This window comes from Paenarthrobacter sp. NPDC089322 (assembly GCF_040684895.1).
Lineage (GTDB): Bacteria > Actinomycetota > Actinomycetes > Actinomycetales > Micrococcaceae > Arthrobacter.
The window spans coordinates 23512-48720 of the sequence record NZ_JBFBGW010000003.1 but is presented as its reverse complement, the minus strand read 5'-3'; the positions used below and the strand labels follow the sequence as shown (position 1 = coordinate 48720).

Annotated in this window: 14 protein-coding genes and 2 tRNA genes; 4 read left to right on the top strand and 12 right to left on the bottom strand. The window is 63.1% G+C overall.

Annotated features, from left to right (window positions below):
• Positions 1-158 precede the first annotated feature (158 nt).
• Positions 159-1913 (bottom strand): trypsin-like peptidase domain-containing protein, encoded by a 1755-nt coding sequence (locus AB0N65_RS04220; protein WP_364158129.1) that lies wholly within the window; start codon positions 1911-1913, stop codon positions 159-161.
• A gap of 333 nt (positions 1914-2246) precedes the next feature.
• Here AB0N65_RS04220 and AB0N65_RS04215 point away from each other — a divergent pair, with 333 nt between their 5' ends.
• Together AB0N65_RS04215 and AB0N65_RS04210 are read left to right on the top strand one after the other, a co-directional pair.
• Positions 2247-4292 (top strand): TPM domain-containing protein, encoded by a 2046-nt coding sequence (locus AB0N65_RS04215; protein WP_364158126.1) that lies wholly within the window; start codon positions 2247-2249, stop codon positions 4290-4292.
• Between the two features lie 102 nt (positions 4293-4394).
• Positions 4395-5183, top strand: coding sequence for a PspA/IM30 family protein (locus AB0N65_RS04210; protein WP_364158124.1), 789 nt, complete (start codon positions 4395-4397; stop codon positions 5181-5183).
• Positions 5184-5282: 99 nt separating this feature from the next.
• On the opposite strand, the gene AB0N65_RS04205 is transcribed toward AB0N65_RS04210, so the two are convergent.
• The 5 genes from AB0N65_RS04205 to AB0N65_RS04185 form a co-directional block, all read right to left on the bottom strand.
• Complete coding sequence (locus AB0N65_RS04205) at positions 5283-6098, bottom strand: GntR family transcriptional regulator (protein ID WP_364158121.1); 816 nt, start codon at positions 6096-6098, stop codon at positions 5283-5285.
• A gap of 126 nt (positions 6099-6224) precedes the next feature.
• Positions 6225-6298 (bottom strand) — tRNA-Met (locus tag AB0N65_RS04200).
• 177 nt (positions 6299-6475) lie between these two features.
• Positions 6476-6549: transfer RNA gene (locus AB0N65_RS04195), tRNA-Met, on the bottom strand.
• 143 nt (positions 6550-6692) lie between these two features.
• Positions 6693-9689 carry a UPF0182 family protein gene (locus AB0N65_RS04190; RefSeq protein ID WP_364158118.1) on the bottom strand — a complete coding sequence of 999 codons (2997 nt, stop codon included), beginning with the start codon at positions 9687-9689 and terminating at the stop codon, positions 6693-6695.
• A 130-nt stretch (positions 9690-9819) separates the two neighbouring features.
• On the bottom strand, positions 9820-10956 hold the full coding sequence (locus AB0N65_RS04185) for a S16 family serine protease (protein ID WP_364158115.1): 1137 nt from the start codon (positions 10954-10956) through the stop codon (positions 9820-9822).
• Positions 10957-11165: 209 nt separating this feature from the next.
• Between AB0N65_RS04185 and AB0N65_RS04180 the strand changes: the two genes are divergently transcribed.
• Positions 11166-12563, top strand: coding sequence for a zinc-dependent metalloprotease (locus AB0N65_RS04180; protein ID WP_364158112.1), 1398 nt, complete (start codon positions 11166-11168; stop codon positions 12561-12563).
• 39 nt (positions 12564-12602) lie between these two features.
• On the opposite strand, the gene AB0N65_RS04175 is transcribed toward AB0N65_RS04180, so the two are convergent.
• From AB0N65_RS04175 to nudC, 3 genes are read right to left on the bottom strand one after another with little or no spacing between them, the layout of a single operon-like run.
• A complete protein-coding gene (locus tag AB0N65_RS04175) occupies positions 12603-13208 on the bottom strand; it encodes a M48 family metallopeptidase (protein ID WP_364158109.1) in 606 nt (201 codons plus the stop codon).
• The gene (locus AB0N65_RS04170; protein ID WP_364158106.1) at positions 13208-15340 is read right to left on the bottom strand and encodes an ATP-dependent DNA helicase UvrD2; all 2133 of its coding nucleotides are present in this window, start codon (positions 15338-15340) and stop codon (positions 13208-13210) included. Before AB0N65_RS04170 ends, AB0N65_RS04175 begins: the two co-directional genes overlap by 1 nt.
• Positions 15337-16320, bottom strand: coding sequence for an NAD(+) diphosphatase (gene nudC, locus AB0N65_RS04165; RefSeq protein WP_364158103.1), 984 nt, complete (start codon positions 16318-16320; stop codon positions 15337-15339). The genes AB0N65_RS04170 and nudC overlap by 4 nt, the downstream gene beginning before the upstream one ends.
• A gap of 135 nt (positions 16321-16455) precedes the next feature.
• Between nudC and AB0N65_RS04160 the strand changes: the two genes are divergently transcribed.
• Positions 16456-17829 (top strand): macrolide 2'-phosphotransferase, encoded by a 1374-nt coding sequence (locus AB0N65_RS04160; RefSeq protein ID WP_364158101.1) that lies wholly within the window; start codon positions 16456-16458, stop codon positions 17827-17829.
• Between the two features lie 4 nt (positions 17830-17833).
• Here the strand turns inward: AB0N65_RS04160 and AB0N65_RS04155 are convergent, their stop codons facing one another.
• The 3 genes from AB0N65_RS04155 to AB0N65_RS04145 are packed head-to-tail and all read right to left on the bottom strand — an operon-like array spanning position 17834 to position 25154.
• Positions 17834-21388 (bottom strand): ATP-dependent DNA helicase, encoded by a 3555-nt coding sequence (locus AB0N65_RS04155; protein ID WP_364158098.1) that lies wholly within the window; start codon positions 21386-21388, stop codon positions 17834-17836.
• Positions 21385-24741: an ATP-dependent DNA helicase gene (locus AB0N65_RS04150; RefSeq protein ID WP_364158095.1), complete on the bottom strand. Its 3357-nt coding sequence runs from the start codon at positions 24739-24741 to the stop codon at positions 21385-21387. Before AB0N65_RS04150 ends, AB0N65_RS04155 begins: the two co-directional genes overlap by 4 nt.
• Complete coding sequence (locus AB0N65_RS04145) at positions 24738-25154, bottom strand: MGMT family protein (RefSeq protein WP_364158092.1); 417 nt, start codon at positions 25152-25154, stop codon at positions 24738-24740. Before AB0N65_RS04145 ends, AB0N65_RS04150 begins: the two co-directional genes overlap by 4 nt.
• Positions 25155-25209: the final 55 nt, after the last annotated feature.

Here is a 25209-nt window from a genome sequence, read left to right as displayed (position 1 = left end):
GGCTCTCCCTAGCTAAGCATATTGCCCCCGGAAACCCACTGCCCGCGTTAACCCCTGTTTCACACGGCCTCCGCAGAGCCGCCTTTGGTTGGGACGGATCGACGGCGGGACGCACCGCTTTGGTGCGTCCCGCCGTCGTTGTTGCTCCGCTGGTTCCCTTACTGCTGGGCGGCGTCCAGCGTGACTTCAATCTCCTGCGACTGGCCGTTGCGCTGGATGGTCACCTTCACCTTGGCGCCGGCAGGCTGCTCACGGACAGCTGCAGTCAACTGGTTGGGGTCGCTGATGGTGTATTCGCCGAACTTCGTCACAACATCGCCCACCTTGATGCCAGCCTTGGCCGCGGCTGAATCCGCGGTCACAGAAGCGACTTCAGCACCCACCGAGAACCCGGAGTCGCTGCCGGTGGAGGACTTCGACCGCACGGACACACCGAACTGACCGTGGCTGGCCTTGCCGTTGTCGATGATCTCCTGGGCTACGCGCTTGGCGTGGTTGATTGGCACGCTGAAGCCCACACCGATGTTCCCTGTGGAGGAATCGGAGGAACCACTGCCCGCTGAGGCAATGGCGACGTTCACGCCAATGATCTCACCCTTGCTGTTGACCAAGGCGCCACCCGAGTTGCCCGGGTTGATAGCAGCGTCCGTCTGGATGACGTTGATCGAAATCGAACCTTCATTTGCTGTGCTCTGGCTCTGGCCGCCGTTCGGAGGTGCGAACTGGAAGCCTTCGTCATCACCCTGGCTGTCGTCAGGCCCATCTTCCGGCACGGCCGACGACGCGACGCTGATCGTCCGGTTAAGCGTGGAGACAATACCGTCCGTCACCGTTCCGGTAAGGCCCAGTGGGGAACCAATCGCGACGGCGGTGTCCCCCACGTTGATCTTCGACGAGTCGCCCAAGGTGGCAGGCACCAGGCCGGACGCGTCACTGACCTTGATGACCGCGAGGTCGGACAACGGGTCCGTGCCCACGACGGTGGCCTTCAGGACCTTGCCGTCATTCGTGCGCACCTCGATCGCAGCGTTCGACGTGGCACCATCCAGGGTCACCACGTGGGTGTTGGTCAGGATGTGCCCTTCATCATCGATGATGATGCCCGAGCCTGTTCCGCCCTCGCCTCCGCTGGTCGCCTTGATGGTGACCACGCTGGGTGACGCTTTCGCAGCGGCGGCGGTGATGACGTTGACGTCATCCTTGTTGTTCACAATCACCGTGCTCGACTGGCCACCTGTGGACGCTGCAGGCGCGGGGTCGTCCCACAGCATGTTGCTGCCCGCTACAACGCCGCCACCCACCAGGCCGGCGGCAAGGATGCTGGCTACGAGCGTTCCAACGCCGAAAGCAGGCTTGCGCTTGGTCGGCGTGGAGGGGTTGTGGCCCGGCGTGTGCTGCATTCCCGGTCCCTGGAGCGGGCCGTGCTGGCCGGTCGGGTATGCACCATGGTGCAAATGCTGGCCCTGCGCAGGTCCGTTGCCGGCACCCGGAGCGCCGGCGGCGTGAGCGTCACCGGCACCGGGAGCACCGGGGTTGGGGCCGGCACCATAAAACGGCTGGTGCTGCGGGTAGCCGGGACGCTGCGACGGTTCCGGATGTGACGCGCCAAGGTGTTGCATTGGATTGGTGTGTTGGGCAGTTTCCCCGTGGTGCGTGGGCTCTCCCTGCGGCCTTCCAGTCGGAGGGAAGGCCGGCATCGGAGTGGTGTCCTGCGTCCCATGGCCGGAGTTCCAAGACTGCCCGGAGCTCGAAGACGGCTGCCCCAAGGGCTGCCGGGTGGGCGTTTCCTGGCTCGCCGAGGTGGTCGGCTCCTGCTGGGCGGCGGCCTCTTCTGATGCAGTGGCGGCTGGATCCCGCGGCTTGGACGGCTCGCGGTTCTCTGAAGCATTGCCCTGCGCTGGGTTCTCCGACATGGGTCTTCCTTTCATCCTCGTCTTCCATAACTATGCCCCTTTTTGCTGGAACAAATTCGGACGTTCTCTGGGAGGTTCCTGAAAGCCTCGATACGCGCGGGAGCCCGCTCCCGGACAGCGGGAAACCAGCCCTCAACGCCCGGCGCTGACGCCTTTCTCCTATATTTCGCTGGTGGCATATTCCCTGCTGTGGACGGTGTATGGGGTGCACCATAGAATCAAGAGGAATTGCCACAGCGACCTGCGGCTTTACACACCATGCGTGGGGGCGCTGAGCATTCTGTGACGATTGGTTCGCCTTGTTCCAGTCGCAGACGTGCTGAAGGGTTGCACATGCGGTCAATAGTGAAACGTGTACTCGCCGCGATTGGCGTGGCTGGAATGTTGGCCCTACCGGCCGGAGCGGCCTGGGCCGCGGATCCAGTCACCATTCCGTCCGGTCAAAACATCGTAGATGATGCCAACGTCCTGGGGAGCCGCCGTGGCGAGGTCCAGGAAGCCATCCAGAAAACGTTGAAGGACCACAAGTACAACCTCTACGTGGTTACTGTGAATTCTTTCGAGAACCCCTCCTCCCCCGAGGAGTGGGGAAAGGCTGTCGCCACCAAGAAGGGCATGGGCAAGGCTGACGTCATTTTGGCCATTTCAACAGCAGGCCAGTACTACTTCGCTCCCAATTCCACGAGTTCGATCTATTCCAAGCGATCCAACATCACGCAGAACGCAATCGTGGCCAATCTCGCAGGCGGTAAGAGGGACTACGCCCAGGCTGCTATCGACACCGCTGCAGCTGTGGGCGACGCAGCCGGTGGCGGCAGCGGCACTGTACCCAGTGGCAACGCCGGCGTCGGAGTCCTGGTGGGTGCCGGAGTCGTTGCCGCGGGTGGCGTGGGCACCTATCTTTACCTGCGCAACCGCCGCAAGAAAGCCGGGCAGGCGGGCAGTGCCAGCTACGGTCCCCAAGGCGAGCAGCTCGACCCGCTGGCAGGACTCAGCATCCAGGAACTGCGCCAGAAGAGCGGTTCGCTCCTGATCGAAGCTGACGATGCCATCAAGTCCAGCGAACAGGAGCTTGGCTTTGCCCAGGCCCAGTACGGCGACGCCGCCATCGGCAACTTCACCAAGGCCCTCCAGGAAGCCAAGGGCCACATGACGGAATCGTTCAAACTGCAGCAACAACTGGACGATCACATCCCTGACACCGAGGAACAGCAGCGGAGTTGGCTTGGGGAAATCATCCGCCGGTCCGAGGCTGCGCTTGCCTCTTTGCGGGATCAAAAAGCCGACTTCGACTCTTTGCGGGAACTTGAGAAGAACGCCCCCCAAGCACTGGCAACAGTCGAGGCGGGCGCACGCCAAGCCGATGCAAGGATCGCCACCGCGGAACAGTCGTTGGACACGCTCCGCGCCAAGTACGCCGAAGCAGCCTTGGCACAGGTTTCGGACAACATCCTGCAGGCCAAGGAACGCCTGGCGTTCGTTCAAAACGCCACCACCACGGCGCAGGAAAAGCTTGCTTCAGGCGAAAACAGCCTGGCAGCTGTTGCCGTCCGCGCCGCGGAGGAGAGCCTGCACCAGACCAACGTCTTGATAGACGCCATCTCCAAGACAGCCGGCAGCCTGGATGAAGCACGGGCTTCCCTTGAAAGCGCTGTGGCTGAGACCAGCCAGGACCTTGCCCAGGCACGGGCCATGATCCAGTCCGGCCAACACCCGGAGCTGGCCGGTCCCGTCGCCGGAGTGGAAGCGGCCCTTGCACAGGTCAAAAGCGAGATTCAGGGTGGCAAGATCGACCCCATCGCCACGTTGACCCGTGTTGAGACCGCCCACCAGGCCCTCGACCAGTCCCTGTCCGGCATCCGCGACCAGGAGGAACAAGCCCGCCGGGCCCAGGCCTCGCTGCAGCAGACGATCATGGCGGCTCAAGCTCAAATCAGCGCCACATCGGACTACATCACGGCGCGGCGGGGTGGCGTTGGGACCGAGGCACGGACCAGGCTTGCCGAAGCACAGCGGAACTTGGACTACGCATTGTCGATCTCCCGGAACGATCCCGTGACGGCCCTTACCTACGCCCAGCAGGCCCACTCCCTCGCGGCACAGGCAGCGCAGCTTGCCCAGTCCGATGTTGACCACTTCGGTTACGCGGACCAAGGATATGGCCGCGGCGGCATGTTCGGCGGCGGTGGGGGCGGCGGTGGCCTTGGCGGGGCCATCCTCGGCGGCATCCTGATCAACTCCATCCTCAACGGCGGCGGCGGAGGCTGGGGCGGAGGCCACAGCGACGGCGGCGGTGGAGGCTTCTTCGGCGGCGATTCCGGAGGCGGCGACTGGGGCGGTGGAGGCGACTTCGGGGGCGGAGACTCCGGCAGTTTCTAGCCCACACAGACTAGGTGGGGTCATGGATCCCCATGTAGAAGCGGTACAACAACTGATCACTGATTTCAGTGACTTCCACTGAGCAGGACGAAAGGCAACACCATGGTTAAGCAGTCCATTTTCGGTCGGATCGCGCAGCTCGCCAAGGCAAACATCAACGCTTTGCTGGATCAGGCTGAAGACCCGCAGAAGATGCTGGACCAGATGGTCCGCGACTACACGAACAACATTGCTGAGGCCGAGTCCGCAGTGGCCCAGACCATCGGCAACCTCCGCATGCTGCAGGCTGACTACAACGAGGACGTCAAGAACGCACAGGACTGGGGCAACAAGGCGCTTGCAGCTTCCAGGAAGGCCGACGAGTACCGCGCGGCCGGCGATTCAGCGGATGCAGAGAAGTTCGACAACCTCGCCAAGGTAGCCATTCAGCGCCAGATGGCGGCCGAGTCGGAAGCCCGCGCAGCCGAGCCCAGCATCGCTTCGCAGACAGAGGTGGTGGACAAGCTCAAGAGCGGTCTCGACCAGATGAAGAACAAGCTCAACCAGCTCACTGCCAAGCGCAATGAACTGGTGGCCCGCTCCAAGACCGCCGCAGCGCAGTCGCAGGTGCACGATGCCCTCAAGAGCATCGACATCATGGATCCCACCAGTGAAGTGGGTCGATTCGAAGAGAAAATTCGCCGGGAAGAAGCCAAGGTCCTTGGACAACAGGAACTTGCAGCCTCCAGTCTGGACGCACAGTTCAACCAGCTGGAAGACCTCGGCGAACAGACCGAAATCGAAGCCCGGTTGGCTGCGCTGAAGTCCGGTGGAAGCAAGCCCGCCATTGGTGCGGGCGCCCCCGCTTCAAGTGGCACGACGATCGACGAAGCCGACTTCGACAAGCTTTAGCCAAGCCGACTCACTGATTGCTGAACCACCGAAATGGCCGGATCCCCAAAGGGACCCGGCCATTTCGACTCTTAAGCAACGGTAACCGCCCGGTACGTCTCAAACCATTGCGGCGGTTTCAGCATCCTGGCTGGGACTGACATCGGTGGCCACTTCGGCCCGGATCTCAAAGCCCTTGGGATGGAAGTACGTCACCGTGCATTCGAGGACTTCGCCATGGGGTCCCAAGGTAGTGCGTTCCAAACGTGGAACCAGCGGGAATTCACGGACATTCAAAGCGTCGGCCAAATGCTCCGGCGGGGCATGCATTGTCACGGTGATTTCGGCGCGATGGAGAGGCTTAAGCGTCCGGTCCTGGATGACCTGGTAGATGGAATTCCGCTCGGCATCAGCGAGGCTTATATGGCGGCCGATGTGGGAGGGAATGAAGATCTCTGCGATGGCATAGGGCCAGCCACCACTGGAGTACGACCGTCGGATCACCAAGACGAGATTGTCATCGGATACCAACTTGGCCGGGACCGTCTTGTCCTTCTCCATCCACTTGTACTCGATCAGGCCTTTAACGGTTTTCATCCCGGCCGCAGTGAACGTCTCCATGAAGGGTGCCAGCCGGTTGAGCATCCGCACCGGGCGCTGGGACATGACGAAGGTGCCCTTGCCCTGCCTGCGGACCAGCAGGCCCTTCACCACCAGTGTTTCAATTGCCTTGCGCACAGTCGTCCGGCTGATGCCGTACTCGTCCATCAAGGATTCTTCCGTCGGAATCCGTGAACCTGGTTCCAGCCTGCTCACTTGTTCGGTCAGCACATCGGCCACCTGCTGGTAAACGGCTACGGGGCTGTCCCTCTCAAGAGCCTCGCCACTGTGAGGAACCCGGCGGTCCGGGCTTTGCTTGTAGTCTTCGTCGACCATCGGGCCTTTCCCTCCGCTGCCGGCGCACCCCGCCGGTCCGGATTCGATGCTAGCACCGGCAGGTACGGGCGCTCGTGAAACAAAAGGGTCCGGATCAGTGGTTACTGATCCGGACCCTTTCTCCAGTTGCGGGGACAGGATTTGAACCTGTGACCTCTGGGTTATGAGCCCAGCGAGCTACCGAACTGCTCCACCCCGCGTCGCAAGAACAACTTTACCCCACGGGACCGGGTACTCTTGACCAATTCGAGCCCAACGTGCCGTAAATCACTACGCCTTGGACCCGCGTCCGAAACGCCACATGTCGACAAGGAACAGGGCGCGGGCAAAAGCAAAAGGTCCGAACCAGTGATTACTGATCCGGACCTTTTCTCCAGTTGCGGGGACAGGATTTGAACCTGTGACCTCTGGGTTATGAGCCCAGCGAGCTACCGAACTGCTCCACCCCGCGTCGCAAGAACAACCTTACCGTTCGGTGAATGTCAGACCAAATCCTGGGAACGTGATGTGCATCTCCCCCAGCCAAAAGGGCCGGTGCCCGCCCCGAAGGAGCGGGCACCGGCCCTGATCAATCACAGCTGAGTCGGCCGCTTATCAACTACTTGGTGAGGGCGACGGTGTGGGACTCGGGGTGGCTCCGGGAGTCTCACCCGGAGCGGGAGTTGCGCCCAGACGTGCTTCAGCGTCGAGAGCCTTCTTCAAGGCCTCGGCCAACTTGGTCTGCTGCGCACCGTAACCAGCGAAATCGCCCTTGGCCAAGGCCGCCTGTCCGTCGGTGATGGCCTTGTTGGCCTCATCCAGGGCTGCTTTGAGGTCAGCCTTGGCATCGGTGGGGCCGGCAGGTGGCGTGGTAGTGCCCGGCGGTGTGGTGGGCGTCTGTCCGTTGTTGTCCGAATCGCCCGCAGTGGCACCGGAGTCACCACCGAACAGTTGGTCGAGAGCTTCGTCCAAGGTGGGGGCAAAGCCGATCTTGTCGCCGAAAGCTACCAGCACGCGCTGCAACGTCGGGTATGACGTCTCACCGGTCGACTTCAGGTAGACGGGCTGGACGTACAACAGACCTCCACCCACCGGCAGAGTCAACAGGTTGCCGTTGAGGACGTCCGATGCGCCTTGGCGCAAGAGGTTCAACGCCTGCGACACCGTGGGATCGGAGTTGAATTTGTTCTGTGCCTGGCCGGGACCAGGAACCTGAGTGTCCGTTGGGAGCTGCAGGAGCCTTAGCTTTCCGTAGCTCTCCGCCTTGACGCCCTTCACATTTCCGGCGTCGGAGTCGGCTGCCAGGAATCCGTAGAGAATGTTCCTCGCATTGCCGTTGACCGTCTGCGGGATGAACGAGGAAGTCAGCTGGAAAGCGGGCTTCTCCTGGTCAGGCATCTGCAGGGACATGTAGAACGGCGGCTGCTTGACAGCTTCGGACACCGTGGGATCGTTCGGCACGCTCCAGGCGTCGTTGTTCTGGTAGAAGCTGTCGGGGTCCGTGACGTGGTAGCGGCCCAGCAGTTCACGTTGGACCTTGAACAGGTCCTCCGGGTACCGTACGTGGCTCATGAGTTCGCCCGACATCTCCGAGTAGGGCTTGATGACGGTGGGGAACACCTTCTGCCATGCCTTCAGCAACGGATCCTGGTCGTCCCAAGCGTAGAGACTTACTGAACCGTCGTAGGCATCGACGGTGGCTTTGACCGAGTTCCGGATGTAGTTCACGGAACTGTTGGGCAAGGCGACGGTCCGTCCGGCACTCGTCTGCGAGTCGACTGTTGCGTTCTGCAACTGCTGCGGCTGCGAGTACGGGAAGTACTGGCTGGTGGTGTAGCCGTCCACGATCCACTTCACGCGCCCGTCGACGACTGCCGGGTAGGCGTTGCCGTCTACAGTCAGGTACGGTGCAAGCTTCTCCACACGTTCACGCGGATTACGGTCATAGAGGATTTGGGATTTCTCGTTGACGCCGTCTGAGAGCAGCAGGTCAGAGGACTGGAACTTGATGGAGTAGAGGATCCGGTTCAGCCAGTTTCCGACATTGGGTCCGCCATTGCCACGGAAGGTGTACTGCGTCTCGCCGCCGCCTTCCCGACCGGCGGGACGGTCCTGCTCACGGTTCGGGGCACCCTCGGGTGCGCCTACGATCGAGTACTCGGGGGAATTCTCGCCGAAGTAGATGCGGGGTTCATAGGTGTTGTCGTTGCCGAGGACACCGTTTGACGGGATGCCGGACTGCAGGAACTCCGGCTTGCCATCGGCCGTGAACTTGTTGCCTTTTGCCGCGACCACGCCGTAGCCGTGGGTGTAGACGATGTGCCTGTTGACCCATGTCTGCTGGTTGGCGCTCAAGCCATCGGGATTCAGTTCCCTAACGGCGATCACCGTGTCCTGGACCTTTCCGTCCACCATGTAGCGGTCCACGTTCAGTGTCTGCGGGAACTGGTAGTACGGGCGGAACTGCTCGAGCTGGGCGAACGCCGACGAGATAAGGTTCGGGTCCAGAAGACGGATGTTTGCCGTGGTCTGCGCGTCCTCGGCCAAGGCACCGGTGGTTGCCGTGGTGGTGGCGTTGTACGCCGATACGTCGATCTTGTCCAAGCCGTAGGCCGCCCGCGTCATGTTGATATTGCGGTTGATGAACTCCCTTTCCAAGGTGTTCTCCGACGGACGGACTTGGAACTGCTGGATGACCCACGGATAAACGCCGCCGGCCAGGATGGCCGTGATGATCAGCATCGCCGTGCCGATCACGGGCAAACGCCAACGCCCAATGACTGCCGCAATGATGAACAGGATGGCCACCAGGCCCGCGGCCACCGCGAGAATCGCTTTGGTGGGTACCACCGCATTGACGTCCGTGTAGAGGGCGCCGGCCCAGCGTCCGGAGGAGCTCTGCACCGTGGTGTACCGGTCCAGCCAGAAGTTGACGCCGAGCAGCAACAGGAAGAATGCACCCGTGACGGCGATGTGGATCTGGGCTGCCCGGCTGGTAAAGATGCCGCGTTCCATGAGGCGGATGCTGCCGTACAGGTAATGCGTCAGTATGCCGGCGATTCCGGCGACGACGGCGATGCTGATGAGGAAGCCCGTGACGAAGCCCAGGAAGGGCAGGGACATCAGGTAGAAGCTGATGTCGAGGTTGAACAGGGGGTCGCTCTGGCCGAACGGCTCCTGGTTGAAGAACAACAGGACCTTCTGCCACTGGCTTGCCGCTGCGCTGCCTGCAAAGAGCCCGAACAGGATCGGCAGGCCGATCATGACCACGCGGCGCACGGGTTCAAGCTGAGCCTGGTACCGGTTCAGGTTGTCACGGGATTCGGCGTCGGGTGCATACACGGGACGTGAGCGGTACGCGATCCTGATGGCAAAAAAGACAGCAGCGAACATCATGGCGAACCCGACAAGGAACGTGATGATGCGGGCGAGGTTCTCGCGGATATAGACCTCGAAGAAGCCCAGCTGCTGGTACCACAGGACGTCTGTCCACACATTGGCGAAGAAAATGAAGCCGACGACGGCCACTGCCACGACGATGAGCGTCGGAGTCAGGGCACCTCGTCGCAGCGGCGATCTTCCGGGCGGGTTGGAGCTGGCGGGACGGGACAAACTCTGTACCTCATTGGTGGTCGTCAGTTAACAGTCGGTGTGCGTGTGTTGTAACGGTCCCTGCCTCTGGGCGCTGCGGAGTCCGTCATATATGCCACGAGTGGCGGTGGAGCTAAGTTCCACCGCCAGTCTAGTTGTTAGTGCAGGTGGGAAGGCCCTCAGTGCTTTGTCCCGACCCGAGCCGTTCGACTGCAGCCGCGGCATCGGCCAGGGTTTCCACTTTGACTACTTGCAAACCTTCGGGGACGTGCCCCACAACGTCTGCGCAATTCGCGGCGGGCGCCAGGAACATCGTCGCGCCGTGTTGTCGCGCTCCGATCATCTTTTGTGCGATGCCCCCGATGCCGCCCACGGCACCGTCGGCAGTGATCGTGCCCGTGCCGGCGACGTGCTTGCCGCCGGTCAGGTCGCCGGGCGAGAGGTTGTCAAGGATCCCCAAGGCGAACATCATTCCGGCGCTCGGCCCACCCACGTTCTCCAGCGAAATTTTTACCTCGAAGGGGAACGTGAAGTCGCTGGCCAGCAGGACACCCAAAACGTAGCGGCCGGCAGGATTCTTCGTCGGCGTTACCGTCTCCGTGACAGCGGTACCGTCCCGATCCACGACGACGACGGCCGGGGCGCCTGCCCCGGCAGCCAGTTCCGCCTGGATCACCCCCATGGACGTCACCGGTTTGCCGTTGATGGATACCAGGAGATCTCCCTCTTGGATCTTCCCTGCGGATGGTGATGGATCTGAGAGCCCGGCAACGGTCAAACGTTGCTCGAAGGGTATGTCCAGTTCCCGCAGAGCCGCTGCGACTGCGTTTTCCTGTGAGGTCTCCATGGCAATCTCCCCCTGCTGCACTGTCTGTTCCGCAGTGGTGCCCTTGGGGTAGATCATTTCCTCGGGATAAATGGCCTTGGAACTGTCCAGCCATGCCCGGAAAACGTCGACAATGGTGGCAGGCGTCTTGGGGCCGCCCGTCATCACCACGGTAGTCAGGTCCAGGTTGCCCTTGGCCGGAAACGACTCACGCCCCGTGATGCTGATGACAGGCTTGTCCCCGTCCTGTCCCAACGTGTTGAAGGTTGGGCCGGCGGACTCCACCACATAGGGAACGGGCAACGCGACCGCCGCGCCTCCAAGCCCCAGCGCCAGCAATCCCGACACCACCATGAGCATGTACCGGTTGCCCCCGGAAGGTTCCGTAGACGCGGAGGAGGGATCGGCGTCGAGCATTTGACGCGGGTCAACCGAACCCTCGGGGCTGGACGAAGTAAGCATTGAGGCCTCTCTTGCCGCCCGGAGGGGTCGACATGTTGGCTCCTGCCGCTGGCGGCGGCGACGGGCATATACCAAACATCCACACTACGCGGTCGCGGGTCGCAGGACTGCTTTGCCTACAGCGAACGGCGCCACGTACAGGCAGACAGCCTTCCCACCGCGCGGTACCGTGAAAGTGATCACCAGCCAGTTCGACGATCGGCGGCACCATGTCTTCCACCCCCAACAACCCGTCCAACGACGACGAGACACCCAAGGATCCGCTGGCGGAAATGCTGCAGAACCTGATGGGTGGCCAGGGAATGGGCAACATCGATCCCGCCGAGCTTGCCAAGGCTGCCGGACTGCCCAACGATCCCCAGCTTCTTCAGCAAATGTTCGCACAGGTCCAGGCGATGATGAGCTCGACCTCCGAAGGTCCCGTGAACTGGAAGCTCGCCCACGAGAATGCACGGCGCGTCGCCGCTGCCGGCGGCGACCCCTCCGTCAATGCCACTCAAGCGCGGGATATCGACGAAGCCCTCCGGCTCGCCGAGTTGTGGCTGGATCCAGTGACCGACCTGTCCGCTACGGGACTCATTGGGCGTGCCTGGTCGCGGGCGGAGTGGGTGGAGGCCACCCTCGGAACCTGGAAGCGACTGACCGAGCCGGTGGCAAACAGCGTCGCCAATGCCCTGTCCAACGCCCTGACCCAGCAGATGCCCGAGGAAATGAAGTCGATGATGGGCGGCGCCTCGTCGATGCTGCAGAACATGGGCGGGGCCATCTTCGGCATGCAGCTGGGCCAGGCGATTGGAGCGCTTTCCGCAGAGGTGGTCAGCTCCACGGACATCGGTGTTCCGCTCGCAGACCTCGAAATGGCACTGCTCCCTGCCAACGTTGCCAAATTCGGCGAGGGCCTCAGCCTTCCCGAGAACGACGTACGGCTGTTCCTCGCCGTCCGCGAAGCGGCACACGCACGCTTGTTCGTCCAGGTCCCCTGGCTCCGCGGGCACTTGCTCGGGGCCATAGAAGCTTACGCACGCGGCATCCACATCGACATGTCACGCGTTGAGGACCTTGCCAGGGACCTCGATCCCAGCAACCCCGAAGGAATACAGGCTGCCCTGTCCCAGGGCGTGTTTACCCCTGAGCGCACCCCCGTCCAGACCGCGGCCTTGGAGAAACTGGAGACCGCGCTTGCCCTTGTGGAAGGTTGGGTTGACGAACTGACGGCGGAGGCCACGGACAAAGTGCTGCCCTCCGCAACAGCACTCCGTGAAACCGTCCGCCGCCGCAGGGCAACAGGCGGTCCGGCGGAACACGCGTTCTCGTCCCTCGTCGGCTTGGAACTGCGTCCCCGCCGCCTCCGTGAGGCAGCCACGCTGTGGGCAACACTGAAAGAGGAGCGCGGCATCGCTGGCCGTGACGCCATCTGGCATCACCCGGACCTGCTCCCCACGGGTGAAGACCTGGACGATCCCAAGGGTTTCTCCTCACGTCGCAAGTTGGCCGAAGCAAGCGACAGCGAGGTTGACGATGCTCTGCAAAAGCTCCTCAGCGGTGGCTACGACGCACCGGAGGAGAAGGACTCCGGCGACACGGACCCGGAGCCGCCGTCCAAGTAAGTCCTGGACGGCCGTAAGTCTTGGGCTTCCGCCTAGGACTTACGCGTCGGCGTCGGTGGAAGTGTCTCCGGGCATTCCACGGGACGTTGCGAAGGCCACGCCCTCAAGGAAGGCCTTGGCGCGCTCGGTTTCGGGGTAGGCCTCCAGCAATTGCCAGAAGGCTGCAGTGTGGCCCGCCACCAACAAATGCGCGAGTTCGTGCAGGAGCACGTAATCGATCACCCACTGCGGCATCGACTGCAATTTATGGGAAAGTCGGATGGTGCCTTCCGCGGGAGTAGCCGACCCCCAACGGGAGTTCTGGTTCGTTACCCAACGGACCGACGTCGGCACGGCCCGTCCGCCGAGGTAAGTGCGGGAAAGGTGCGCTGCGTGCTGGGCCAGGGCCTCATCCGAGGCAGGCCGGCGCTTGTTCGATCCCCGTCCGCCCCGCTCCCCCTGCTTCTGAAGCCTGGCCAACATGCGGCCAACCCATTCACGTTCCTGCGACTTACTGAAGCTGGCAGGTATGGCAACCACGGCGTTGCCGTCTTCCCAGAAAGCAGCAACGGTCCTGCGTCGCCTGGCCGAGCGACGGACCACGACGGGCGTTCCGTCATCCGTCACGTGCGGTACGTCCCCCGATCCGGCAGATGGACGCGGCATCAGAGAGCCGCACTTTCAGCGAGAACAGCAAGCACGGCCTCGCCATAGCGCTCAAGTTTTGACGGTCCAACGCCCGCCAATGCTGCCAATTCCTCCAAGGATGCGGGGCGGGCCTCAGCAATGGCAGTCAGTGTGGCATCAGTAAAAACCACGTAGGCAGGAACATCGGCGGATTGGGCCTCTTCCCTGCGCCATTGCCGCAGTGCGTCGAACGTCTGTTCCTCGTAGGTGGGCGGGCACTGGTTGCAGCGCCCTACTTTCCGCTCAGCGCCCGTGGCCAGCATGCTTCCGCACACCCTGCACGACGCCGGTGCAGCAGCCTTGCGTCGAGGAGAACCTGCCCGGCTCCGTGGGTTGGTGGACGCTACCGTCTCCGGACGGAGGGCGTCCAGGAACCTGGACGGCTTGCGGTTGGCACGCCCGCCGGGAGTACGGGCCGTGGACCACGAGAGCGTCAGGTGCTCGCGGGCGCGCGTAATGCCGACATACAGCAAACGGCGTTCCTCATCGACGTCCTCGGGCGAGTCGGCGAAGGAAATCGGCATGAGTCCTTCGCTCAAACCGACCAGGAACACGGCATCCCATTCGAGGCCCTTTGCCGCGTGGAGGGACGCCAGCGTTACGCCTTGGACGGTAGGCGCGTGCTGGGCCACAGAACGTTCCTGGAGCTCATTGACGAACTCCGCCAATGTAAAGGATTCGCCCCGGTTGGCGGCCAGCTCGTCAGCCAACGCCACCAGCGCCGCCAAGGATTCCCAACGCTCGCGAAGGGCTCCACCGCTGTGCGGAGCCGCCTCGGAGTAGCCCAGTGAGGCAACGATGTCACGAACGATTTGGCCCAAGGGTTCCTGCGGCCCCTCCGAAACTGCCCTGGTAGCCGCGCGTAATTGCAGGATGGCGTCACGGACTTCCTTGCGGGCAAAGAACCTCTCGCCGCCGCGAAGCTGGTAACCAACCCCGGCCGATGCCAAAGCCTGTTCATAAGCCTCGGACTGCCCGTTGGTCCGGAACAGGATGGCTATCTCACTGGCCTTCACTCCCGAGCGGAGGAGCTCTTGGATCCGCCCGGCAACCACCGCCGCTTCCGCTTCGTCGTCGGGACACTCCATGAAGCGCGGTTCCGGACCGGACGGCCTCTGGGCGACGAGCTTCAGGGGCGGCGCCCACGCTGCGTCGGCGGCCGGGCCACCGCTTCGCCGGGAACCCAGGAGGTCATTGGCGAGCTTCACGACCTGCGGCGTTGACCTGTAATCCCGGATGAGCTTGACCACTGTGGCCCCGGGGAACTGCGCCTTGAAGCCCAGAAGGTGCTTGGGAGATGCCCCGGTGAAGGAGTAAATGGTCTGGCTGGCATCGCCGACGACGCACAATTCCTCCCTGCCGCCCAACCAGAGTTCCAAAAGTCGCTGCTGCAGCGGCGACACGTCCTGGTATTCGTCCACGACGAAGTGGCGGTACTGCTCCCTGACGGTGGCTGCCACCTTCGGGTCCTCCTGGAGGATGCCGACAGTGATGAGGAGGACGTCTTCGAAGTCGATGACGTTCCGGTCTGTCTTCAGGTCTTCGTAGGCCTGGAACACGCGGGATACCGCGGTAAGGTCGAAGCCGCCGGGCGTCCCGCGGCCTTGCGCATTCTCAAGGTAATTGGCCGGCGTCAACATGGAGACCTTGGCCCATTCGATCTCTGCAGCCAGGTCCCGGATGGATGCCCTGTCCGTACTGAGCCGAAGCCGGCGCGAAGCCTCGGCAATCATGTTGGCCTTGTGGTCCAGGAGATTGGGAAGTCCACCGCCGATCGCCTGTGGCCAGAAGAACTGCAGTTGCCTTAAGGCTGCAGCATGGAAGGTCCGCGCCTGGACGTTGGGTACCCCAAGATCGCGGAGCCTGCTGCGCATCTCCGCCGCTGCCCTCGCGGTGAAAGTCACGGCCAACAACCGCTGGGGCGAATAGACACCCGAATGCACACCATAGGCGATCCGGTGAGTGATGGCGCGGGTCTTACCCGTACCCGCACCCGCCAGGACGCACAAGGGACCTGTCAGAGTGCTGGCCACCTCGCGTTGTTCCTCATCCAAGCCGCCGAGAATTCGCTCCTCAAGTGAACTCCCGGCGTCCAATACGCCCTCCGTCACGGCTGGAGGTCTTCGATGACGCCGCCATACCAGTGCTCGATCAGCGAGCGCGCAATCGACAACCGCGTTGAAATGGTGATCTCACCGCTGAGCACGGCTTCCTGCAGTTCTTCGCGACTGAACCACCGCGCGCGGGTGACCTCCACGCCGTCCGGGCGGGCGACGGCGTCGTTGGTGCTGGCAGTGAACCCCAGCATGAGGGAGGCCGGGAACGGCCACGACTGCGAGCCAAGGTACTGGCAGGCTGTGACGCGAACGCCGACTTCCTCACCGATTTCGCGGACGACAGCCTGCTCCAGCGATTCGCCCGGCTCAACGAACCCCGCGAGCGTGGAGTAGTTCTTGGCGTCGGCAGGCCCTCCCCCGCCCAGCAGAATGCGGCCGTCCGGACCAACGACCGTGACGATGATGGCAGGATCCGTTCGGGGATAGTGCTCCGAGTTGTCCTTGGGGCACCGTCGCACCCAGCCGCCAACTTCAATATCGGTAGGCGTACCGCATTGCGGGCAATGCGTGTGCGTTGCGTGCCAGTTGGAAATGGCACTGGCCTCAATGAACAGGGCTGTGTCCGTCGGGTTCAGCCGAGCGGCCACGTCCCGGAATCCGGCCCAGTCAGCGTCAGCGGGGACATAGGAGCTCCCGGGAACCGGTTGCTCCGCTGCGACGAACAACAAGACGGCTGTGTCTTCCGGCAACGAGGAGGACCCCAGCGTGGTCCCAAGATAGATAGCAGTGGCAGCGCCGTCTTCGTTCACGGCCTTCCACAACGGACCGGCGTCACCGAACCAGATTCCTTCTGAGCCCACCACTGCCTTGCGCTGCGAAATCACCATCGCCCTTGCCCTGCCTGAAGCGATAAGCTCATCCACCATGCCGGGCCTCATACGCGCAGCGGAACCGCGGTCCACCAGGGCGGGGCGCACAGGAAGAACGGTGTCCATCAGGTGATTGGCCAGCGCCGGAGGCTCCGCATAACTCATGTATCTACCGTACTGATTCGCACCGACAAAAAACATTTGGAAGGGTCCGGCGTTGTGGACATCACTGGCACGGTTTCGATCAACGTCCCGGAGTGCCTTGTTTTCCGCTGATCTGGAGACTCGCCGCACTGCATCATGGCCATACGCGTCAGTCAATCTACCGTTGGAGACGTGAGAAGAACACCGCTAGAACTGGCCGCTGTAGCAACTGCGGCGGTGCCTGGATTGGCACCGACGGCTACTGCTTTTTCCCCCGACGACGACGCCGACTTTGACTCAGCGTTGCTCCTCGACGCGGAAGGCAAGCGGTGGCGCGTGCGCTCCCCCCGTCATCCCGAGGCCAGCACCCGCCTTGAGACCGAGTTCATGGTGCTGCGCGCCTTCGCTCCTGCGATCCGGGCCGAGTTGCCGTTCCACGTGCCAACCGTCGCAGGCACGGTCCGCCAAGGTTCGCTCACAACGTTCGTCTATGCGCATCTGCAGGGTTCGACTCTTTCCATAGAGGAACTATCGGCTGCCAGCCCCGGTCTGGCCAAGGAAATCGGCTCTTCGCTGGCAGCGATCCATGATCTCCCCCTGGCTTTGGTCAACAACGCAGATTTGCCCAGCTACTCCGCCAACGAGTTCCGGCAGCGCAAACTCAACGAATTGGACCAGGCTGCCACTACCGGAAAAATTCCGGCGACTCTGCTGCGTCGCTGGGAACACGCTCTGGAAGACGTTGCCCTCTGGCGATTCAACACGTCAGTGGTTCACGGCGACCTGCACGAAGACAACCTCATGATCGCGGACGACACCGTGACGGCCGTGACGGGATGGACAGACCTCCGGATCGGCGACCCTGCCGATGACTTCGCCTGGCTGGTCGCCTCCAACGAATCGTCTTTCGTGGAGGCAGTCCTCGCCCATTACACCCAGGCCCGCCGGGAAACCCCCGACGCCCATCTGATTCGCCGCGCTGCCCTGCTCGCCGAATTCGCCTTGGCCCAGTATCTGGTCAAAGCGATGGCAGTCGGACATGAGGACATGACCTTCGAGGCGGAGTCGATGCTCCGCGCCCTGGCGGAGGACATTGAACAGCAAGCCAAGCAGGATGAAGCCCTGGCAAACGCCGAACGCGAGGCCACCGCTGCAGCCCAGACGTCCGGGACAGGAGATGCGGGGGTCCACGCCCGGCAACCAGCCGTCACCGTGGAAGAAATTCCCGACGGCGGGACACCAGTGACGGTTTCGGTCATACCTGCCGCCGAGGCAACCACCGGGCCGGCACCTCAAGCGGAGCAGCACCCCACGCACCATGACGATGTCGGAATGGACGGTGCAGACGGAGGGCATCAAACCCGGGAGGACAAACCCAGGGATGACAAGGGCAGCTCCGAAGAGGACGGCACGGGAGCGGCGGCCCCCGAAGACGCTGCTCCTGCCTCCGACAAACCGGCCGACGATACGGCAACCGCCGCCATCAAAGTGGTGGATGTGACGCCGCTTCACGCCGGGGAGCGATCCTAGGCCCTCAGTACTTGTCGTAGGCCGGCTGGTGGTCCCCCGTTAGCGAGTTGGTAATAATTTGCTCCAATTCGATGGCGCCGCCCAAGTCATGTGGACGCACGATGGAATCCTCGGCGACGTAGTAGAAGGCTGCACTGACGTCGTCAAGGGGAACGCCTTTGAGGCGCGACCATGCAAGACGATAGACAGCCAACTGAACAGCCCGGGTTGCCAGTTGGCTGCCGGCAGGACGCTTGCCTGTCTTCCAGTCGATCAGTTGCCAGCGTCCATCTGTGTCCTGGAAAACAGCATCGATACGGCCGCGAACGACGACATCCCCGATGCGCGTTTCCACCGGGACCTCAACAAACGCCGGAGCGCGGTGTGCCCACTCGGAGCGCTTGAACGCAGCGACCATCTGGTCCAGGCCGTATGCTTCATCGATGTGCGAGTCGGACCCCGGAGCTTCATCGATGTCCAGCATTCCGGTTGTCCCGAAGTATTCCTCCACCCACGCGTGGAATGCCGTGCCCTTGCGCGCGGAAATGCCGGGCTCGCGAGGCACTGGACGCCGTAGTTGGGCCAACACTGCGGCGGGATCTGAACCAAGGTCGACAAAAAGTGAAGCCGAGATGTGGCTGGGAAGGTGAACATCCTGGTACGACTTCCGTTGCCGGTTCCGCTCCAACAAAAGCCGCGCTTCCTCGTTCCACCGTCCCGACAGGGCGGTGACACCTTGGGACTGCGTCTCGAGGTCCGGATCTGCCATGAACGAGCGGACCTTCGCCGCCGCACGTCCCATGGCGGCCCTCCGGCCGGGAACGAGCCTGAGCCGGGCTCCCGTTCTGGGGTCGGACGGCCCTTCGAGGGGGTCATAGGGAAACTCAGCCACTTCCATGCTGGCGGTAAGTGGACTTGTGTCCGGCAAGGAGTCCTCCGCGACGGACTCCGGGTGGACGTGCGCTGCCCGTGGCTCGCGGGCCGCTCCTGCTTCCTGGGAAGGGACAGAGGTACCTGTCATCCCCACGGCACCCGCGAGTGGCGCCAACTCCGAAAGAAAGGGAGACATCTCGGCTATGCCGGCCCGCGACCCGTTCCATGCAGCACTCGACACCCATAGGACGTACTTCGCCCGCGTATAGGCAACGTAAGCGAGCCTCCGTTCCTCGGCTTCACCGTGAAGCTGAACTTCGCCTTTGAATTCCTTTTCTGCGTCCAACCAGCCTTTTTGGTCGGGTTGATCGAGGTCCCACTGTGGCAGATCTGCGCGGTCTCCCCGCAAGGGCCATGGCAGTGCAGCAGCACCGCTGGTCCAGCGGGAATCCCGGTTGCTGGGGAAGGATCCGGCGTTGAGCCCCGGAACGAAGACAACGTCCCATTCAAGCCCCTTGGAAGCATGCACGGTCAGGAGCTGGACTGCTTCGCGGTTGGTCTCGACGGGTGCGATGTCCAGGCCGCCTTCTTCCGAAGCAGCGGCCTCCAGCCATGAGAGGAAAGCCAGAAGGTCAATCCGTTGCGACGTCTGCAGGAAACCAGCGGCAGCGTCCTGGAACGCATCGAGGTTCCGGCGTGCCTGATGAATGCTGATTCCCGGCTTGGCGGCAACCTCAATGTCCAGCAGCATGGCCCGTTCGACTTCACCCAGCAGCGTGGTCAGGTCATCGCCAACGTAGGTCCGGAGTGAACGGAGCTCGGCAGACAAGGCGTTCAATCGCTCCCAGGCAGTGGCACTAAGTGTCCTGCCTTGGCCGGAAGTCCATCCTGGCCGGGGAAGGAAGTCAAGTGCTTCCACCAGACTCGCAGAATCCGTGATGTCGGTCTCGACCACCACCGAATCCGGGTCTTCGTCGGCCTCACCGAGGTCGGTGCCCGTATCCTGGACCGCGCGCCGCCTGGCAAGGAACCGGGACCAATCGCTGAAAGCCATGAGGTCCGCTGGTCCCAGACGCCACCGCGCCCCGGCCAGGAGCCTCATGAGCGAGTCGGATCTGCCGGGATCCGCGAGAACCCGAAGCGTTGCCACGAGGTCGACAATCTCCGGGGTGTCCAGCAGCCCACCCAAACCCACGATTTCGTAGGCGATTCCCTGAAGCTCGAACTCCCGGCGAAGACATTCCATCTGGGCGCGGCGCCGACACAGGACAGCCAGGGTGGGGCGGGTTGGAGTGCCGTCTTTCTCCTCTTCGAAAACTGTCCTCTGGTAGCGTCGAACGTCCCGCGCGATGGTGGCGGCTTCGTCCTCGTCAGTCCCGAAACGGCCGATGACCACGCTGCCGTCTGTCGCTGCCGGACTGGGCACCAAGGGAGGGACCGCTACATTGCCCGTCGCCCTCTCACCTGCCGGCCCCTTGAACGCAGCCGCTTTGTTCAGCGGAGCAGCAATGGTATTGGCGGCTTGAAGAATGTTTCTTCCGTTGCGCCAAGCAGTGGTCAAGTACGACGTGGGGGCAACGGAAAAAGCAGTCTCGTCCGTGTTCGCGGCCTTGGTCAGGACCGGGAACTCCTGCACAAAATGGAAGAGCTGACCGGCCGAGGCGCCACGGAATCCGTAGATCGACTGATTTGGGTCACCAACCGCGGTGACAGCATGTCCTTGACCGAACAGGCGGGAAAAGAGCACCAACTGGGCATGCGACGTGTCCTGGAATTCATCAAGCAACACCACCTTGTACCGGGCCCGCTCCGTAGCGGCAGCCAAAGGGATGTCGCTTGCGATACGCGCGGCCAGGGCCACCAGGTCGCCAAAGTCCAGCACCCCGCGTTGCCTTTTGGCCTGCTGGTAGCGCACTACCATGTCGGCCACGCTTGCCCGGGTCCGCAACATGGCCGCGAGCTCTCCCGCAGCCTGTGTGGGGTTCTTCTTGGCAGCTGCCATATACGGCAATTGTTCGAAGAGGTTCGCTTTTTCCAGGATCCATTCACGGACGGCACCAGGATCCTTCAAGTGCTCTGCGCATTCACCCGCGAGCTGGATCACCGCATTGACCAACGTGGACTTGGCAGCCGTAAAGTGCTCGAAGTCGCCGTCGTAGGCCTCAACTACTTCGCTTGCCAATTGCCATGACTGTGCGCCACCCAGCAGGACGACGTCCCGTTCGATACCCAACCTCAGACCGTAGTCGGAAACAATTCCGCTGGCGTAGGAGTGGTAGGTGGACACCTTGGGTTCCAGGTCATCCGCGCCCGCAAGCCCCTCAGGAAAGCCGATGCTGCCGTCGTCCTCCGTGGCAATCCGCTGCAGTGTGGCCAGCTTGGTCCGGATCCGGCTGGCCAGTTCGCCGGCGGCCTTCCTGGTGAACGTCACCCCAAGGACCTCCTCCGGGCGCACCCAACCGTTTGCGACCAGCCATACGACGCGGTCGGCCATGGTGGCGGTCTTGCCCGACCCCGCCCCGGCAATGACGAGGCGGGGTGTGAGGGTGGATGAGATGATGCTTGCTTGCTCGGCGGTGGGATGGTTCTTTTCCCCAAGGATGTCCGCCAACCGGGACGGAGAAAACCTGGGTTCAGGAACACCTTGGGTTTGATCCGCTGCTCCTGTTCCACCCAGTTCAGACTCGTTCAGGAGATCGATAGTCATTCTGTGACCTGCTTTCCTCTGGCACACAAAGGGCATACATCGGGCAGCCTGCAGCCGTGACCGCCATGCCCGCCCTTGCCGGGATCGTGCCGCGCTTGGAACGTTCTCCCTGCCATCAGCTCCGCAGCCTGATTGACCAGCTCCTCCGCCCAATTGTCGCGGGAGTCCAACGCCTCTTGCTGCTGAATTGCCGGGCCCTTGGTTTTGGTCCCCAGTTGAGCCAGGATCGCCCCACCCGGGACACGATGCGCCGCAGCGTCTGATCCGGACCCTCCGCCGGGGGGTTCCGCCGTGGTTCCGGCGTTCTGGAATGCGCCCCTAAGCACTGCGGCCTGATAGGCACCCAGTTGCGGGTGCCGTTCCACGTCAGCCTTGCCCGGTTGGCGCTTCCCCGTTTTGAGGTCGACGATTACGAGCCGGCCTTCCGAATCGATTTCCAGCCGGTCCACCTGTCCGCGGAGTACTGCCTTGCGGCCCGATGCGGCGTCGTCGCCTTCACCGCCCGAAGCCACGGAAACATCCGGAAGCGGAACTTCGAAATCCTGTTCCACGGCCAGCAGGCTCCTGCCATCACTCCTCATGGCGATGACATACTGCGCCAGTTTCCGGACCATGAGCTCAGCGCGCCGGTAATCCAGCTTCCCTTCCCAATTGTCCTTCATGCCCAGCGTTGGCCACCGCCGCACAAGTTCAGCGACATACTCATGCCCGGAGGCGTCAGGCAATTCCTGGGCAATGCTGTGGACCAGCGTTCCCAGGCTGCGTGCGAAGTCGGTGGCTGCCTCTCCCCCGGCCGCTTGGACGAACCAATCAAGTGGAGACTTGTGGACAGCCTCAACTTTGGAAGGCGAGACCGGGACAGTGCCCCCCGGCGGGACGATGGCCTCATGGGAACTCAGGGGCGCCAACCCCCACCACGTATCCGGATGGGCGCCCGGAACAGGTGGTTCGACGCTCGCCAAGCGGGCAAGGACGCGTGCAGCTTCCTGCGCGTCCTCCGACGCCTCGCCTGTAGCTTGGTCTGCGCCCTGGGCGTGCTGCCGAAGTTCGGCAACGAGTGCACGAAGGGTCATCGGACGGTTCACCGGCGTGTAGTCGCGCCGGTACACGCCGGGTTCCAAGGGCGCCACATAGTCCAGGAAAGCCGAAGGCTGCTCGTCCTCCGAAGAAACGGCGGTGCAGATCAGAACTTCCCTGGCCCGCGACACGGCCGTGGAGAAGCTCCGGAGTTCGTCGTAGCGAATGTCTCGAAGCCTGCTGAGGGGTCCGCGCCCCAAGGCGTGCTCCGCCCCGTGTTCAACGGCATCGGCAAAGAGCGTACTCCCCAGCAGTTCCCCCCTAAGGCGGGTGTTCGGCCAAACACCTTCCTGGAGCCCGGCGACGATCACCACGGGCCATTCGCGACCGGCAGCGCTTGCGGGCGTCATCAGCTCGACGCACTCCTCAAGTTGAGCCCTCGCCGCGAGAGTATCCATGGGCAATTCCTGGTTCAGCAAGTAGTCCAGAAACTGCTCCGGACCAGAACCGGGAAGTTGGTCCACGAAGCGTTCGGCGGTGTGGAACAAGGCCATCATCGCGTCGAGGTCCCGGTCGGCCCTTGCCCCTGCGTGTCCTCCCTCAAGTGCTGCATCAGACCAACGTGGGGCCAGCCCGGTGGCATTCCACAGGGCCCACAGGACGGACTCCGCGTTGGCTCCCGGCTGTGAGGCGGCCGAGGTACCGGCGGCGATCATGCGGGCAAGGCGCCGCGCCGCGTTCCCTTCAATCCCGAGCGTGGCCAAGGCACCGGGCTGAAGGAGCGCTTCCACGAGCAAGGCATCGCTGGATCGACCACCACCGCCCAGGAGTTCCTCGCGCCGAAGTGACTGACGGAGCCGGCGTAGCTCGATGACAGAGGCTCCGCCGATGCGGGACGTAAGCAAGGAAACCGCTGTTTCCGGAGTCAGCCGGGCAGGGTCCAGGACGATGGCGAAGACGTCCAGCAACGGGCGCACAGCCACTTCATCCCTGACGGCGGAATCCGCCACCGGTACCCGTACAGGTATCCCCTGGCCGGCCAAGTAGCGCTGCAATTGCGAAATCTGTCCACCGTTGCGGACGATCACGGCGATGTCGCCGAGCCCGCGCCCCTCCCTCAGTTGTGCTTCAAGAATGCGCTGCGCAACGTACCGCAATTCGTGGACGGGAGAAGGCAGCACATGGCCCTCCACGCGGCCTTCTCCATCAGGGGACTCCGGAGTCGGCGGCTTTGGTTCCGCCGGCGGCCCTGGCTGTTCGAGGCGCCTCGCGAGCTGTCCGCCGGAACGCTGGGAAATACGTGCCGCGACCCGGGTCCAGGCCTCCGCCACCTCGCGCCTGTGCCGGTGCGTGATCCACAACGGGAGTTCAAGGACGTGGTCACGGGTCCCTTTGAGAAGCGAAGGGAGTTCAGCAACGAGATCAGGCCGGGCGCCTCGAAAGCCCTGCACCACGGTGTCCGGCGAATACGTGACTACAGCGTCCTTACCTTCCGCGATGTCGGTCAGGAGCTCGAACACGGCCGGATTGGACTCCTGGGCATCGTCAACGAGGATCAGTTGGAGCCGTTCACGTTCTGCGGCCAGGAAGTCAGTGGAATCCTGGAACACCTGCCTTGCCGTGGTGATGATGCCCGCGGGGTCGAAGGCCTCGGGCATGCGAAGGTCCAGGACATCCCTGTACTCGCTGTACAACTGTGCCGCCGCCATCCAGTCCGGACGTCCGCATTCGTACGCCATGGTGACAAGGTCCTCGGCTGTACGCCCGGACTCGATGATGCGATCGAACAACTGGCGGATCTCGTGGCGGAAGCCCCGGGTGGGCAGGGCGGCGGAAAGATCTTCGGGCCAAGGCAGCCGGGAGCCGGGTCGCGAGTGGCCCTCCAGCAACTCCTTGATGATCAGGTCCTGTTCCGGACCCGAAAGGAGCTTGGGCGGCCGCGGCAGCGGTAACACGCCTTCTGCCTTGGCCCGGCGAATAACATCAAAAGCGTAGGACGCCCAGGTGCGTGCCGGCGTCGTACTGAGGCTCCTGTCCAGCCGCCCTGTGAAGGTGTCCCGCAGCGCAGCCGCCGAGTGCCGGCCGGGAGCGAGGATAAGGATCCGATCCGGGTCCAGTCCTTCCTCGGTAACGCGCCTAACGGCAGACTCCACGAGAACAGTGGACTTGCCCGTGCCAGGGCCTCCCGGGACGAGGACGGGGCCGCAACCTCGCCCAACCGATACGACGGCGCGTTGATCCGGTGTAAGGGCGGGCGCCGCATAATGGGTCTCGCGCGGCGGGAGCAGCCGAAGGGCCGCTGGGGCTTGGCGGGGTTTTGTAGCTGTTGCGGTCACACAGTCATTTCATCATCGGGCACCGACAAAATATGGAGCTGACGCTCCAACTGGTCCGAGATCACATCAAGTTGATCGAAATCGGCGTCGGTTGGTGCCCAGCGCGCCGAAGCCAGATCCACGCGCCAACGGCCCTCACCGGTCCGAAGGAAAGCGTCATAAGCACCCAGGAGTGGCGTCGCCTCGAGGAGATAGTGACGCAAGGCGTCCGCCTCATGGCCTGATGGTGCCTCCCCGCTTGCCCTGAGGACGCGCCACCACGCAACCGAACTGCCGTAATGGCTCATGGCCGACCCAACCTGCCGTGGTCCCCCGGCGCCCAGGAGCTCGGCGACGTCACCATAGGACACAGCTGTACCCGGCGGAACAAGGTCCACGACCGCCAGGACTGCCGTCACGTACTCCATCCGCATGTGATCAGGGTAGCCGCAGGAGTGTCGTGCCCAAAGACTGTCGGTGCCGGCCGGT